Source organism: Nocardia anaemiae NBRC 100462 (assembly GCF_001612725.1).
GTDB classification, from domain to species: Bacteria; Actinomycetota; Actinomycetes; order Mycobacteriales; family Mycobacteriaceae; genus Nocardia; species Nocardia anaemiae.
In genome coordinates, this window is sequence record NZ_BDAZ01000072.1 from 51,762 (window position 1) to 65,892 (window position 14,131).

A 14,131-nucleotide genomic window follows, 5' to 3' on the forward strand; every position below is an offset into this window, starting at 1 on the left:
ACATAAGGACTACCAGCACCAATCCGACCAAGTGCCGTTGCAGGTAGTAGCCGATTTTCGGACTCGGCGGCCGTTTTTGAGTCGCGCGGCGGTCTGTATGGATGTGGCCCGGACCCGGCCATTCCAGGGGCCGAACTCGATCGGACGTCTTCGAAAGTGAGTCAATCATATGAGCCCATCACACACGCCCCGCGCGACGGCAGTGGTCACCGGCGCCAGCCGCGGTTTCGGATCGGCGATAGCGGCCGCGCTGGTCGCGGCAGGTCACCAGGTTGTCGGAATTGCTCGCAGCGCCGACGCACTCGCCGAGGTCCGCACGACCCTGGGTGAGGCTTTCGTTCCCCTCACCGCCGACGCGACCGACGCCGACATCGCCGACACCCTGATCGAGCAGTATCAGCCGTCGCTGCTTGTGCTCAACGCCGGCGCTGCCCCCTCGGTACTGCCGATACACGAACAGTCGTGGGACTCGTTCAGCCGTAATTGGCAGGTCGACACCCAGCACGCATTCCATTGGATCCGCGCGGCCCTGCGTGCCCCGCTCGCCTCGGGCAGTTCGGTGGTGGCGGTGTCCAGCGGCGCGGCCCTGCGCGGCTCGCCCCTCAGCGGCGGATACGCCGGTGCCAAGGCGATGATCAGGTTCCTGGGCGAATACGCGGCCGAGGAATCCCGCCGCGCCGGGCTCGGGATCCGCTTCGTGACCGTGTTGCCCCAGTTGACCCCGAGCACGCAACTGGGTAGCGCGGGAGTCGCCGGTTACGCGCGCCGCCAGGGCATCGACACCGCGACATTCGTCCAAAATCTCGAGCCGGTGTTGACGCCGGATCTGGTCGGCGCCGAAGTGACCCGGCTGGGCCTCGACACCGAGAACGTCGAGCCGCACCAGGAATATCTGCTCACCGGCCACGGTCTGCGCCCGGTGGCGTGAGAGCTTGCGCCGGTCGAATCGAACTGTCCGACAACCGAACCCAGAAGCCCCATGGTTACAGCCAGAGTAAGGAACAAATGATGTTGCTGGAAAACAAGAATGCCGTGATCTACGGCGGAGGTGGCGCTGTCGGTGGTGCCGTCGCCCGCAGCTTCGCTCGGGAGGGTGCCCGGGTTTTCCTGACCGGGCGAAAACTCGATGTCCTCGACGCAGTGGCGCAGGAGATCACGGCTGCGGGGGGAGTGGTCGAGACCGCCCAGGTGGATGCCTCGGACGAGCAGGCGGTGACCGAACACCTGGATGCGGTGGTTGCGCAGGCGGGCACCATCGACGTGTCGTTCAACGCCATCGGAATTTCACCGCTCGGGCTGCAGGGCGCGCCTCTGATCGACCTCCCGGTCGACAACTTCATGCTGCCGATCACGACGTACCCGAGGGCACACTTCGTGACCGCGAAATCTGCTGCACGGCACATGATTTCCCAGAAGTCCGGAGTAATCATGATGCACACGCCGGAACCGGCCCGTCTGGGCCTGCCGATGGTGGGCGGCATGAGCGTGGGCTGGGCGGCGCTGGAAGGCCTCAACCGGTCGCTGTCGGCCGAGCTCGCCCCATACGGGATTCGTGCGGTCTGCCTGCGCACGACCGGCATGGTCGAAACACCGGTCATCGACGTCGTCTTCGGGCTGAATGCCACCGGACTGGGCATGACCAAGCAGCAATTTACCGAGATCGCATCCAGCATGACCCACCGCAAGCAGCTGACCAAGCTGACTGAACTCGCCGAGGCGGCAGTGCTTCTGGCCTCCGATCGGGCATCGGCGATGACCGGAACCGTCGCCAATCTGACCGGCGGAGTCATCGTCGACTGACCGCAACACGCCCCGGCCCAAGACCGGCGGCGGGGGCGCCCTACACACAGAGGAGCAAGGCAATGAACGATCTGCTCGCGAGCGCGGTCGCCGCGCATGGGGGTTTGGACCGATGGAATCGGATCCGGGCGATCCGCGTCGACGCCGCCATCACCGGAGCAGTCTGGCAGGTCAAGGGACACAATGACGTGTTGAAGGACATCCGCTTCGAGGTGGACACCACGCGGGAACGGCTGACCATGGACTTCGTCGGTCGAGACCGACGGTCGGTGTTCGAGCCCGACCGAGTTGTCCTCGAGCAACCCGTCGGCACTGTTATCGACGCACGTGACGATCCGGAGCGGTCGTTCGACGGCCACCAACTCCAGACGCCATGGGACGACCTGCATCTCGCGTACTTCACCGGGGAAGCACTATGGACTTACCTCAATACGCCGTTCCTGTTCACCTGGCCGGGATTCGTCTGCGAGGAGATTGCGCCCATCGAGGCCGACGGTGAGGAATGGCGGCGGCTGAGCGTGGCCTTTCCCGACCACATCAAAACCCATACCCGCAAGCAGGTGTTCTGCTTCGGCCCGGACGGGCTGCTGCGTCGGCACGACTTCCGTATCGACGTCGTCGACCCGACCACCGAGTCACAGCTTTACGCCGCCGACTACCGCGATGTCGACGGCATCATCATCCCGGCCACCCGCCGAGCCTACGCCCCAATGGGCGATGACCAAATCGTGATGGTCGCCATCGACATGGGCGAAATCACCGTCCGTTGAACCGATTTGCTTCGACACAAGGACATCACGATGAACGACACGTATCGAGTTCGGGCCGTCACGTCTGCGGAATGGGAGGAGGCGCGCTTGCAGCTGTTGGCGAAGGAAAAAGACCTGACTCGCGCGCGAGACGCCCTGGCCGCTGACCGCAGGCGGATGCCGTGGCTCAAGGTCGACAAGGAGTACCTGTTCGACGGGCCGAACGGAACCGTCGGCTTGCCCGACCTGTTCGACGGCCGCCGTCAGCTGCTGCTCTATCGTGCCTTCTTCGAGCCGGGGGTGTCGGGCTGGCCCGACCACGCATGTGTCGGCTGCTCCCTGATGGCCGACCAGGTCGCTCATCTCGCTCATCTCAACGCCCGCCACACCACGCTGGCCTTCGCCTCCCGCGCAACGCAACCCGACATCGAGCGGGTGAAAGCGCGCATGGGCTGGGCCGCCATACCGTGGTACACGCTCACTGACGGTTTCGATGTCGACTTCGGAGTGGACGAGTGGTACGGCACGAACGCCTTCATTCACGACGGCGACAGCGTCTACCGCACCTACTTCATCAACGCGCGCGAACACGAACCGATGGGGGGGACGTTGAGTTCCCTCGATTTCACCGCACTCGGACGCCAGGAGGATTGGGAAGATTCGCCCGTCGGTTATCCCCAGGTGCCACGCTTCTCGTGGCTGAACCGACACGATGAATACGGCCCGACCGAGTCATCGAGCCATCCGATCACGGTTGATCCGCAGTGCGACCACTGACGACCGGCGCGTCGCCGACCGGCAGATCCGCGCCGTGCTGGTCGGCGTTGTGTCGCGCCCATGCCGGTGGCCGGGGCACCGTCAATTCAAGGAGCAATACCCGTGAACGATCTACTCGCGAACGCCGTCGTCGCGCACGGCGGCATGGATCGATCGATCCGACACCATACGAGCACCGTCGACGCCGCCTCGAGGACATCACGATGAACGACACTGACCGGGCGCGCCGAGAACCCCACCACAGAATCGGCGGATCATGCGCACCATGACTGAAGCCGAAGCCGGCGACGAGGATTTCGCAAGGCTGAGCGAGCCGTTTCGGCGTGAGCTGCTTGCCTACTGCTACCGCATGCTCGGCTCGGTCGACGACGCCGAAGAGGTGGTGCAAGACGTCTACCTCGAAGCATGGCGTGCCTACGACCGCTTCGAAGGGCGATCGTCGCTGCGAACTTGGCTGTACCGCATCGCGACCCGGGCGTGTTTCAAGGCGCTGGAAAAGAGTAGGCGAAGGCCTCTGCCTGCGGATCTCGGTGCCTCCCAGACAGACCTGGATGCGACGCTCGTCCCATCCGCTCGCGAGGTGCCGTGGCTTCAGCCGATACCCGACTTCCTGTTCACGACCGCACCGGCCGATCCGGCGACCGTCGTGATGGAACGACAGACCATGCGGCTCGCGTTGGTGGGAGCGCTGCAACAGCTGCCACCGCGGCAACGGGCCGTGCTGATTCTCCGCGACGTGCTGCAATGGCGTACCGCCGAGGTCGCCGAACTGTTGGAGATGACGACAGCAGCTGTCAACAGCGCACTCCAACGCGCCCGAGCTCAGGCCCCGGTCAGCCAGGACGAGCTGACCGAACCCGCCGAGCCACAGCAGCGGGCCCTGCTCGACCGATACGTCACCGCCTTCGAAACCGCGGACGTCGATCAACTCGTCGCGGTGTTGACCGAGGACGCTCGATGGGAAATGCCGCCGATCACGACCTGGTTCGAAGGCCGCGATACCATCCTCGCTTTCCTCGCCAAGCAGATGCGCGTGGTCGGGCCGGTCGTGGTGGTCGCCGCTTCTGCCAACGGACAGCCCGCATTCGCGGTCTACGCTCGCGGCGGTGAGGGCGCATATCGCCCACACGCGCTGCACGTCCTGACGCTAACGACCGAGGGTGTCGGCCGGATCGTCGCATTCCACGGCGCATCGTTGTTTCCACTATTCGGACTCTGACAAAGCAGCACCATGCCCGAACCAGAAAACACCGCCGCATGTAGTGAGGCACTTGACACGCAGCTGTGGCTGTTCTGCTATCTCATGCTCGGCTCGGCCGAGGCCGCCGACCTCATGATGCGGCAGATCTATCGTCACGCACTTGATCAAGGCGACAAACAGAATCAGCAATCAGAACGTGTCCGACTGTTTTGTGTCGCCGCCGACCTTTGCGGGGTCCGCAATTCTTCATCGCACTAGTAGGAAAACTACGCACATGGTGTTATCGGTGCTGCAGCCATTACGGCAGCCTGACGGTGATAGTCGAGTGCGGCCGGGTGCCGTCGCGGATCATATCCGCGAATGTCCAACTGGCGGTGGCCTTTTGGGTCGATTACCACGCTGCGTGGCACGCTCGCACTATTCACGTGCTGATCATCGGCTCGGCGGGAATCATTCGTATGGTCAGCTTCCAAGATGCTGCGCCTCTTCCGCGGTTCGGTCTCGACGTCGAGTTGCCGGATGGCGGGACAGCCGAAATTTCGTGCGCTTGCGGCGATGAGTTGCGGGCTCTGTTCGCCTCTACCTATATAGGAGGTGATCGCCGTGACCAGAGCAGTTGTCGTGCAATACCGGACCCGAGCCGACTGCGCAGACCACAACCAACGGCTCGCAGAGCAGATGTGTCACGAACTCAATGCCCTCGACCGGGGTGGAGTGCATTTTCAAGTATTCCGTCTCGAGGACGGCGTCGGTTTCGTCCATGTCGTCGTGTTCGACGGCACGGTCGACCCATTCGTGCACTCACCGGCCTTCGCAGCCTTCCACGACGGCATCACCGACCGACTGGTGGGGTCGACAACGGCGATACGCGCCGTTCTCATCGGCTCATACCACAGCTAGACGACAAAGTGTCGTCAAGCGATTCGACAAGCACAGGAAATGGACAAATGCGTAATCCGTATGCGGTGCTGGCCTTGGCCGGTGCCTCAATGTTTATGGCGGTGGTGGATTTCACCATCGTCAATGTTTCGCTGCCCAGAATGGCGGTCGATCTGAAGCTCGGCGAAGACGCCTTGCAGTGGGTGATCATCGGATACGGCATACCGTTCGGCGGGTTCTTACTGCTGGCGGGTCGGCTCGGTGACATCGTCGGTCGCAGGCTTGCTCTGCAGGCCGGACTCCTGCTGTTCGTGGCCGCTTCCCTGACGGCGGGGCTGTCGAGCACCGGCGGACAATTGATCGGCGCCCGCATCGCACAGGGCATCGGCGCAGCACTGATCACCCCATCGGCACTGGGGATCGTGGCCGACGCGTTCAACGAGGGCAAACAGCGAGAGAACGCCCTCGGAATCTACGGCGCCCTCGCGGGCACCGCGGCCTCGGTCGGAGTACTGGCCGGAGGGTTCCTCACGGACGGACCCGGATGGTCATGGATCTTCTATGTCAATATTCCGATCGGCGTCGTGCTGTTGGCGGCGACGATGTTCGTGTTGCCCGAGAACCGAATCGCCCATCCCGGTGGAGGATTCAACCCAGTCAGCGCCCTCTCGGTGACCGGGGGTCTACTCGCAGGACTGTATGCGCTCAACCGGGGGGTCGAACACGGCTGGACACGCGGCGCCACAGTGAGTTTCGGCGCGGTCGCGGCAATCTTGCTGGTGGTCTTCGGACTAGCAGAATGGCGCGCGCGTAACCCGCTCGTTCCCCGCGCGCTCCTCGAGAATAGGCCGGTAGTGCAGGCGAACCTCGCAGCCGCGTCCGGATTCGGAAGCTTCCTGGCCTTCGTCTTCCTGACTTCAGTTGTGCTGCAACAGCTACTGGGTTATTCGCCGACGAAAACCGGTGTCGCGTGGCTGCTGACGACCCTGACCGCTTTCGTCTTCGCCGGATTGACGGGTGCGGTGTTGGCGAACAAGGTCGGTCCCCGGATCCTTCTCGCGCTCGCGTCGTTGCTCGTCGTCGGGGCGTCGGCATGGTTGATCTACCTGCCTGCGGACGCGAGCTTCGCCAGTCGAGTGATGCCCGCATTGATCGCCGCGGGAATGGCCGTCGGGTTCTTCGCGCCGTCCGTCCAAATCGGGGCCTTGGCGGAGGTCGACAACACCAACTTCGGCGCGGCATCGGGACTGGTGGAAACCTCACGGGAGTTGGGTGGTGCAATCGTCATCGCCTCAGCCTCGACAGTGCTGTTGGGTTCGAACTCAGGTTTCCTTCACGGCATCCACGGCGGATACGGCGTCATCGCGGCGGCAGCTGCGCTCGGTGTCGTGGCTACCGCTTTCCGCGCAAAGCCTTCCGCTCGAGCAGAACTGCTCGACCCGATGGCCATCGCAGAGCCCGCATCGTAGGCACGAACGAGGAATCGGTCGGTGCTAGCAAGGGAACTAGGCGAAATCAAAACCGCGGATTCGGCACGATCGATGAGTTTCACGATCGGTGATCCTCGACCCATATAAAGGCCCGGCGACCGCTAGGCCCGGCAGAAATTATCCCCATTCTTTAAGGAGTGCAATGACGACAATCGCAGTATTCGGCGCCACCGGTTATTCCGGCGGCAACATCGCGACCGAGGCGTCGGCTCGCGGGCATCGGGTCATCGCCGTCGCACGCAATACTGACCCATTGGCCGGTCGCAGCGATCTGGATGTCCGCCCGGGTTCGCTGTTCGATGAGAATTTCGTGCGCGAAGTCGCATCCGACACTGACATGCTGGTAGTCGCCTTGCAGGCCCCACGGCACTGGATTGGCCGAATACATTCCGACACTGGGCCGGATCGCATCCGAGAATGCGGTGCGCCTAGGCCTTGTCGGCGGCGCAGGCAACCTGCGCGTCTCGCACGACGGACCACGAGTGCTCGATACGCCACTGTTCCCGGAGGAATTCCGGGAAGACGGCAACGCCCATGCCGCTGTGATGGCGCAGCTGCGCGCATTGCCGGACGACGTCGACTGGTTCAGCCTGTCCCCGCCAGCCTTCTACAACGCGGACAACCGCGGCACGCGCACCGGCACCTTCCGAGTGGGAGACGATGTGCTCCTGGTCGACGCCGAGGGAAACTCGCACATCGGTGGCGAAGATTACGCCATCGCCTTCGTGGACGAGATCGAGAAGCCGACCCGACACAGAACAGTGTTCACCGTTGCCTACTGACACGAAACCGCTCTCGGCTTCCCGGGCTGCCTACGCGGCCCGGGAGGGAGCGATACGTCGGCGATGGTCGATAAGGCCGAGCGCACCTACGACGCCATATTTGCAAACACTTCACCGAATGAAATACGTCTCTGTACCGCACCGACCTGCTCACCGCCCACCTGCGGCCGACGTTCTTCGCCGAGTGGCTGAGGACGTGGTGGGAGCGGCGGGATGGCGAGGGATACCTGCGCCTCCCGTTCGGCAATGGCAGGCACGCCCCGGTCGCCGCCATCGACCAGAGCCACGTGATCGCCGCATTGCTGCTCGACCCGGAACCCCACAACCGCGCCGCGTACACCCTGCACGGCCCGGTCGAGCTGGACCACCACGAAATCGCCCATACGATGTCCGTCACGCTCGGCATTCCGGTGCACTATGAACCCATCAGCGTCGAGCGATTCGCCTCGGCCATGACCGAACGCGGTCTTTCCCCGCACCTCGTCCAACACCTGAGCAACGTCGCCGTCGACTACCAGAACGGAGTCTTCGCGGGCACCAACGACCTCATCGAGAAGCTCGGCGGTCACGCCCCGCTGTCCGTGCCGCAGTACGTCCGGGCCTACAAGGAAGCCTTCGAGACCAACGGGCCCCTGTTCGTTCCCGCGGACTGAATCGGTGTCCTCCCGTGCACACGTAAACCGCGCCGCCAGTGTTGGGACCTATTGGACAACTATTTCTTATTGGGACAAGGAGCATGCTGTGGTATTCGTGCGTGTGCACGTACTGAGGAACCGTGGGTGCACGTCTATACGGTTCGACCGGGCCACTGGGGCAACGACGGCACTGTGCCTGACTTCGAAGCCGCGCGCGCCTACTTCGCCGCCAAAACCGAGGATGAAGCGGCGCGTCTACTCGATAACCGTCCTGGTTAGTCCGCCGCCACTGAGACTCTTAGCGTAAGCGGTGGAGTGCCCCAGGAGTTCGTCGAGCCCCGGGTCGAAGACCTCTCCCGACCTGTCACTGCTTTTGTCCAGTCCGAAGATCAGCTGCCTTTCCGTCTGGGTATGTGCAGTCGATGCACGTTGCAGCGGCGGCGTGGTGCCCGAGACAGGCGCGACGGTCGACCACGCTCAATTGCGTGTCCACGTCATAGCGGCCTTAGGCCACCTGCGAATTCACGGTCGACGAACTGACCGAACGCTCGCGGCGAGTCCGGGAATACTCGACGACGCCGAACATCCATGGCATCGGCCGATCTCGGCATCGGTCCGACTCCGAGTCCCTGGTGGGTCCGTCACTTCTCGGAGCGCCATCATCAACGGCGAGCCAGGCGCACGGTTCAGGCCACGTCGTGGACCGCTGGACTCGGTTGACGTGCAGACACTTTCGCGGCCACGACGTCGATCCAGCAGGCGGTGGAGAACCGGGATTCCGCCAACACGGTTCTACTGCAAGGGTTCTCACCTTACCGGTGCCGACCGTGAGCACGCCGAGGTGTCGATGCTCGCGTTGAACCTGCTGCAGTCGGCGACGGTGCACATCAATACCCTGCTCCTACAAGCCTTTTGGAAGTCCGCAGCTCCACGATCTGATCGGCAACACCGAGCGGCGCGCCATGTCGCTGCTGTTCTGGTCCAACATCAACCCTTTGTTGTGGTGGCTACCGGAGTCGGCGGTTTGAGTGTGGCGGCGATCGCCGACGCGCACAGCAGGACTGCGGCGGCGGTCCAGCCTGCGGCGCGCAGACCGGCCGTGGTGACAGGGGTGGTTGCGGACTCGCCGCCGGCGTTGGTGATGGCTACGAGGACTGCGAGTCCGACGGCGCCGCCGATCTGCAAGGCGGTGTTGGCGAGTCCGGACGTGACTCCTTGTTGGGCGGATGGGACGTCGGAGGCGGCAGCGGCGAACATGGCCGCGTAGGTGAACGAGCCTGCGCCCCAGATGATGATGCCCGGCAGTAGTGCCCAGTAGGAGCTGCCGGAGTTCATCGCGGCGGTGAACGCGAGCATGCCGAGCGCGTTGATCAGCAGGCCTGCTGTCAAGGTGGTGCGCAGGCCCCATCGGTTGAGTAGCGGGGCCACCAATCGCTCGGTGGATGCGACGGCGATCAGGGTCAGGGGGAGGAAGGCCAGGCCCGCGTGCAGGGCGTCGAAGCCGAGAACATCCTGTAGGTACATGGTGAATACGTAGTACTGGCCGCTGAGGGTGCCCATGAAGATGAACATCACCGCCATCGCGGTGGTGAGGCTGCGGATGCGTAGCAACCGCAACGGCATCAATGGGTCGAGGGTATATCGCTCGATGAGTACGAACACGGCCAGCAAACCGACGCCGACGGCGATGGCACCGACCCCACCCGGACTGGTCCAGCCGGTCTCGGGCCCGCTGGCCAGCCCGAAGACCAGCAGAGAGGCGCCGAGGGTCGCGACCAACGCGCCCGGAAGGTCGAACCCGTCGCGGATACGGGGTGGCGGATCGACCGGCAGCACACGCGGTGCCGCGAGCGCTGCCGCCGCTGTCAGGGGAACGTTGACGAAGAACACCCATTGCCAGCCCAAGGTTTCGGTGAGTATCCCACCGATCAGCGACCCGGCGGCGAGCCCCGCGCCGCCTGCGGTCCCCCAGACGGCCATGGCACGGTTGCGCGAGGATCCCTCGGGGAAGACGGTGGAGATGAACGCGAGAGTGGCCGGGGTGAGCAGGGCGCCGCCGAGTCCTTGAAGCGCTCGGGCAGCGACCAGCATGCCGGGCGCCACTGCCAGGCCGCCGAGCAGCGAGGACGCACCGTAGAGGGCCAGGCCGACTACGAACAGGCGACGTTGGCCGAGCCGGTCGACCGCGCGCCCGCCCAGCAGCAGCAGTCCACCGAGCCCGACGGCGTAGGCGCCGACCACCCACTGCACGGACTGAGTGGAGAAGCCGAGGGCGCGGCCGATGTCGGGAAGGGCGACGTAGACGATGTTGTAGTCCATGGCGATGATGAACTGCGCGAAGGCCAGCAACGCCAGGGTGAGCGCGTGCCATGGCCGCGGAGAGGAAGTCATTGGGAGTCCGTGGTGCGGATTGTCGGTGGGGTTCACAGCGATCGCAGGAACCGGGTGAGTACGTGGTTGACCTGGTCGGGTCGTTCTTGCTGAATGGCGTGGCCGACGCCAGGGAGCACGACTGTTTCGCGCAGATCGCGGAAGCCGCTGTCGCCGGACATCAGCCGTTGGGATTGCGGCAAGGCCAGTGCGCCGTCACGACCGCCGATGAGATAGAGGGCGGGTGCGTGAACATCGTTGTCCCGCCAGGCTGTTGACAGTTCCCAGTTGCGGTCGAGGTTTCGATACCAGTTGATGCCGCCGGTGAAGCCAGACCTCTGATATTGGGCCGCGTAGGTTTTCGCGTCCTGTTCGCCCTCCCAGGCCAGTGGAGTCGGTGTGTCGGCGGCCAGAGAGTCGACGATGGTGCCGCCCTCGGGAACCATCCCGGTCCATCCCGGTCCCTCCCCAGCGGCGGTGCGGAAGATTCGTCGGAACAGTGCCTCGGGGTCGTGCTCGAGAGCCGATTCCAGGGCGGCGTCGGCGATGCCGGGTTGCTGGAAGTGCACGATGTAGAAGGCGGATCCGAGCGCGGCCTGCAGGTCGGCGATGGGTGTGGCCGCACTGCCCTGGGGTTCGGCGAACCGGTCGGGAATGCTGAGTCCGGCCACGGCGGTGATCCGTTCCGGGTGCATCTTGGCTGTTTCCCATGCGACGATGGCGCCCCAGTCGTGGCCGATCACCGTCGCGTGCCGCTCGCCGAGCGCATCGACCAGCCCGGTGACATCGGCGGCGAGATGGTCGATGGTGTAGTCCTCGACGCGTTCCGGGACGTCGGTGTCACCATAGCCGCGCTGGTCGGGGGCGACGACGTGATAGCCGGCGGCGGCCAGCGCGGGAATCTGGTGCCGCCAGGAGTACCACGACTCCGGCCAGCCGTGCAGCAACAGGACCAGCGGCCCGGATCCTGCTTCGGCGATATGCATGCGGAGTCCGTTGACGTCGAGAGCGCGGTGGGCGATCTCGGCGACGGACGACGCGACAGCGGTCTCGGTATTCATGTATTCGCTCCATGTGCGCAAAGATATTGGGGCAGTGGATATTTCGAACGGAGTGTTTCGAGAGGGCGCTTCAATCCAGGATGTCGAGGTCGATGGCCTCGGCCATTGCCCGGTACCCCAGGTCGTTGAGGTGCAGATGATCTCCGGAGTCGTAGGCGGGATGCAGCCGTTGCGGATTGGTGGGTGAGCGCAAGGCAACATCGAGGTCTGCGACCATGTCGTACTCGCCCGAGGTCCGAATCCAGGCGTTGATCGCGGCACGCTTGGCTTCGCTGCGAGCAGTGATGAACGGAGACGGTTTCGCGGGCAACACTGTCGCGCCAACCACCCGCAGCCCGGCGTCGCGCGCGTCGCGGATGAGATTGCGGTGCGCGGCGATGACGTCGTCGGCGGACACCACGGTGTAGGGCTCGAAGATCGGCAGCGGGGCGGTGTCGACGGCTTCGCTGATGCCGATGTCGTTGATGCCCAGCAGAACGATGACTGTGCCGATACCCGGCTGGGACAGGACATCTCGGCGGAATCGGGAGGTCGCCTTGTCACCGAGCCATGCCGAGTCGACGGTCAGCCGATTGCCGCCGATGCCGTGATTCAACACCGCGCGCGGCCTGCCTGCAGCCACCAACCGCTCGGCCAACATGTCCGGAAAACGACGGTTGACGTCCAGGGTGCTGAACGACCCATCGGTGAGGGAGTCACCGAGAACGGCGATGCCGGGCGACCGCGCCGGACCACCGGCCACATCCACGCCACTCAGGTAGTACCAGGACCGCGAGGCCTCGGCGAACACCGCGCCCGAGCTGTCGCCGCACTGATCCCCGGTCGCGCGGAAACTGGTGGCCAGCGACTGAGCATGGTACGTGGCGGGACCCGTCGACCCGGCCGAATACATCGTCACCGCAATCGAATCCAGCGGAGTCGACCGGAAAGCTACCGGATCGCTCGCGACCTCCGCACCGACCGGGATCGTGAACGTGATTTCCCCATCGACAGCGAGGGACCGAACAGTATCCGCCCGGATCGCCGCGCCACCACCACTCGCGGCCACGGTGGCCCTGGTGAACGTGAGTGGCGTGCGGCCGAATACATTCGACAGCCGGACGCGAAGCTGGTCGCCGCCCGCGGTGAGTCGAACCACCTGCCGCAGCGTCTGATTCGTAAAGCCCTGCTCCGACCAATTCGGGTCGAAGCCGGCGCTGGGTCGCTGCAGCGACGTCGACCATGCCGCTCCCCAGGCATCCGCCGACAGCGCGTCCGGCACCGCGGCCCGGACCGGAGCAGCGTCGAGGACCGAGCCCCCGGTCCTGTCAGCGATCTTGTGTCCATCCATGACACGACCGTACGAATTTCAGCTCGGATGATGAATAGCCTGACGTCCGGATTTCTTGTCCGATCGTCTGACTCTTGTGACAGTACGATATTTACGTGGACGTTCTCAGCGACGTGCTCGCTGCCATGCGGGCCGGTCAGCCATACGCCGGTCGCAGCACCTGCCACGCCCCCTGGGGTGTGCGATTCCCCGCCGGCGACGCGGCCTGCTGCCATATCGTCCTGCAGGGTGGCTGCACCGTGATTCCTGCCACCGGCACTCCCACGACCCTGGGTGTCGGGGACATCCTGTTCACCGGACCGCGACACGCCCACACCCTCGTCGACCAACCCGGAAGTCCGGCCATCGACTTCCAGCCCGACAAAACCAGCGGCTACTCCGTTATCGAACTCGATATCCCCGGCCCCGGCGCCGCCACCGAAATGCTATGCGTCTGTTACACCTTCGACCTGGTCCGGCAACACCCGCTGCTCCGCAGCCTGCCGCCGGAGATCCACCTGCCCGCCCGCGTCGGCGACCACAACGCGCTCCGCTCCACCGTCGACATGCTCGGCACCGAACTACACCAGCCCCGTTCCGGGACCGACGCCATCCTGCCCGCACTCATCGACATGCTGCTCCTCCACGTGCTGCGGGCCTGGCTCGACGACAGTGACCTACACGCCGACACCGGATGGGCCACTGCCCTCACCGACCCGGCCGTCGCCACCGCCCTGCACCTCATCCACCACCAGCCCGAAAACCCCTGGACCGTAGAAAAACTCGCCACACAAGCTGGAATCTCCCGCGCCACCTTCGCCAAACGCTTCACCATCGCCGTCGGCCAACCACCCCTGACCTACCTCACCTGGTGGCGGATGACCACCGCCGCCCGGCTCCTGCACCGCAGCGACACCCCCATCCACACCATCGCGAACCGCTGCGGATACAGCTCCGAATACGCCTTCTCCAAAGCATTCAAACGCGAATTCGGCCTCCCCCCGAACCAGTACCGCCGCCAACGTCAACCCACCACGACGCGAACCTGAAACGATGCCTTGTTCTCCGGTACGAGTAA

14 protein-coding genes and 1 pseudogene are annotated in these 14,131 nt (G+C 64.5%); 12 read left to right on the forward strand and 3 right to left on the reverse strand.

Annotated elements, in window-relative coordinates:
* Positions 1–169 precede the first annotated feature (169 nt).
* From NA5_RS33470 to NA5_RS33520, 11 genes and pseudogenes are all read left to right on the forward strand, one after another.
* Positions 170–928: an SDR family oxidoreductase gene (locus NA5_RS33470; RefSeq protein WP_062993034.1), complete on the forward strand. Its 759-nt coding sequence runs from the start codon at positions 170–172 to the stop codon at positions 926–928.
* A gap of 80 nt (positions 929–1,008) precedes the next feature.
* A complete protein-coding gene (locus NA5_RS33475) occupies positions 1,009–1,800 on the forward strand; it encodes an SDR family NAD(P)-dependent oxidoreductase (protein ID WP_062993048.1) in 792 nt (263 codons plus the stop codon).
* A 62-nt stretch (positions 1,801–1,862) separates the two neighbouring features.
* A complete protein-coding gene (locus NA5_RS33480) occupies positions 1,863–2,570 on the forward strand; it encodes a hypothetical protein (protein ID WP_062993035.1) in 708 nt (235 codons plus the stop codon).
* A gap of 30 nt (positions 2,571–2,600) precedes the next feature.
* On the forward strand, positions 2,601–3,326 hold the full coding sequence (locus tag NA5_RS33485; protein WP_062993036.1) for a DUF899 domain-containing protein: 726 nt from the start codon (positions 2,601–2,603) through the stop codon (positions 3,324–3,326).
* Between the two features lie 256 nt (positions 3,327–3,582).
* On the forward strand, positions 3,583–4,545 hold the full coding sequence (locus NA5_RS33490; RefSeq protein ID WP_281201772.1) for a sigma-70 family RNA polymerase sigma factor: 963 nt from the start codon (positions 3,583–3,585) through the stop codon (positions 4,543–4,545).
* Between the two features lie 12 nt (positions 4,546–4,557).
* Positions 4,558–4,785, forward strand: coding sequence for a hypothetical protein (locus NA5_RS33495; protein ID WP_062993037.1), 228 nt, complete (start codon positions 4,558–4,560; stop codon positions 4,783–4,785).
* Positions 4,786–5,130: 345 nt separating this feature from the next.
* Positions 5,131–5,427, forward strand: coding sequence for a hypothetical protein (locus tag NA5_RS41510; protein ID WP_063813753.1), 297 nt, complete (start codon positions 5,131–5,133; stop codon positions 5,425–5,427).
* Positions 5,428–5,474: 47 nt separating this feature from the next.
* Positions 5,475–6,875 carry an MFS transporter gene (locus NA5_RS33505; RefSeq protein WP_062993039.1) on the forward strand — a complete coding sequence of 467 codons (1,401 nt, stop codon included), beginning with the start codon at positions 5,475–5,477 and terminating at the stop codon, positions 6,873–6,875.
* 163 nt (positions 6,876–7,038) lie between these two features.
* A pseudogene (locus NA5_RS42980) lies at positions 7,039–7,203 on the forward strand (NmrA family NAD(P)-binding protein); the annotation flags it as partial.
* A 67-nt stretch (positions 7,204–7,270) separates the two neighbouring features.
* Positions 7,271–7,678 carry an NAD(P)-dependent oxidoreductase gene (locus tag NA5_RS42590; RefSeq protein ID WP_245672516.1) on the forward strand — a complete coding sequence of 136 codons (408 nt, stop codon included), beginning with the start codon at positions 7,271–7,273 and terminating at the stop codon, positions 7,676–7,678.
* Between the two features lie 287 nt (positions 7,679–7,965).
* A complete protein-coding gene (locus NA5_RS33520) occupies positions 7,966–8,331 on the forward strand; it encodes a Rossmann-fold NAD(P)-binding domain-containing protein (RefSeq protein ID WP_062993041.1) in 366 nt (121 codons plus the stop codon).
* A 969-nt stretch (positions 8,332–9,300) separates the two neighbouring features.
* Here the strand turns inward: NA5_RS33520 and NA5_RS33525 are convergent.
* The 3 genes from NA5_RS33525 to NA5_RS33535 all read right to left on the reverse strand — a co-directional run bounded on the left by NA5_RS33525 (position 9,301) and on the right by NA5_RS33535 (position 13,074).
* Positions 9,301–10,704, reverse strand: a complete 1,404-nt coding sequence (locus tag NA5_RS33525) for an MFS transporter (RefSeq protein WP_062993050.1) — start codon at positions 10,702–10,704, stop codon at positions 9,301–9,303.
* A gap of 32 nt (positions 10,705–10,736) precedes the next feature.
* A complete protein-coding gene (locus NA5_RS33530) occupies positions 10,737–11,744 on the reverse strand; it encodes an alpha/beta fold hydrolase (RefSeq protein ID WP_062993051.1) in 1,008 nt (335 codons plus the stop codon).
* A gap of 70 nt (positions 11,745–11,814) precedes the next feature.
* Positions 11,815–13,074 (reverse strand): SGNH/GDSL hydrolase family protein, encoded by a 1,260-nt coding sequence (locus tag NA5_RS33535; RefSeq protein WP_084484630.1) that lies wholly within the window; start codon positions 13,072–13,074, stop codon positions 11,815–11,817.
* A gap of 95 nt (positions 13,075–13,169) precedes the next feature.
* On the opposite strand from NA5_RS33535, the gene NA5_RS33540 reads away from it, so the two are divergent.
* Positions 13,170–14,102 carry an AraC family transcriptional regulator gene (locus tag NA5_RS33540; protein WP_062993042.1) on the forward strand — a complete coding sequence of 311 codons (933 nt, stop codon included), beginning with the start codon at positions 13,170–13,172 and terminating at the stop codon, positions 14,100–14,102.
* Positions 14,103–14,131: the final 29 nt, after the last annotated feature.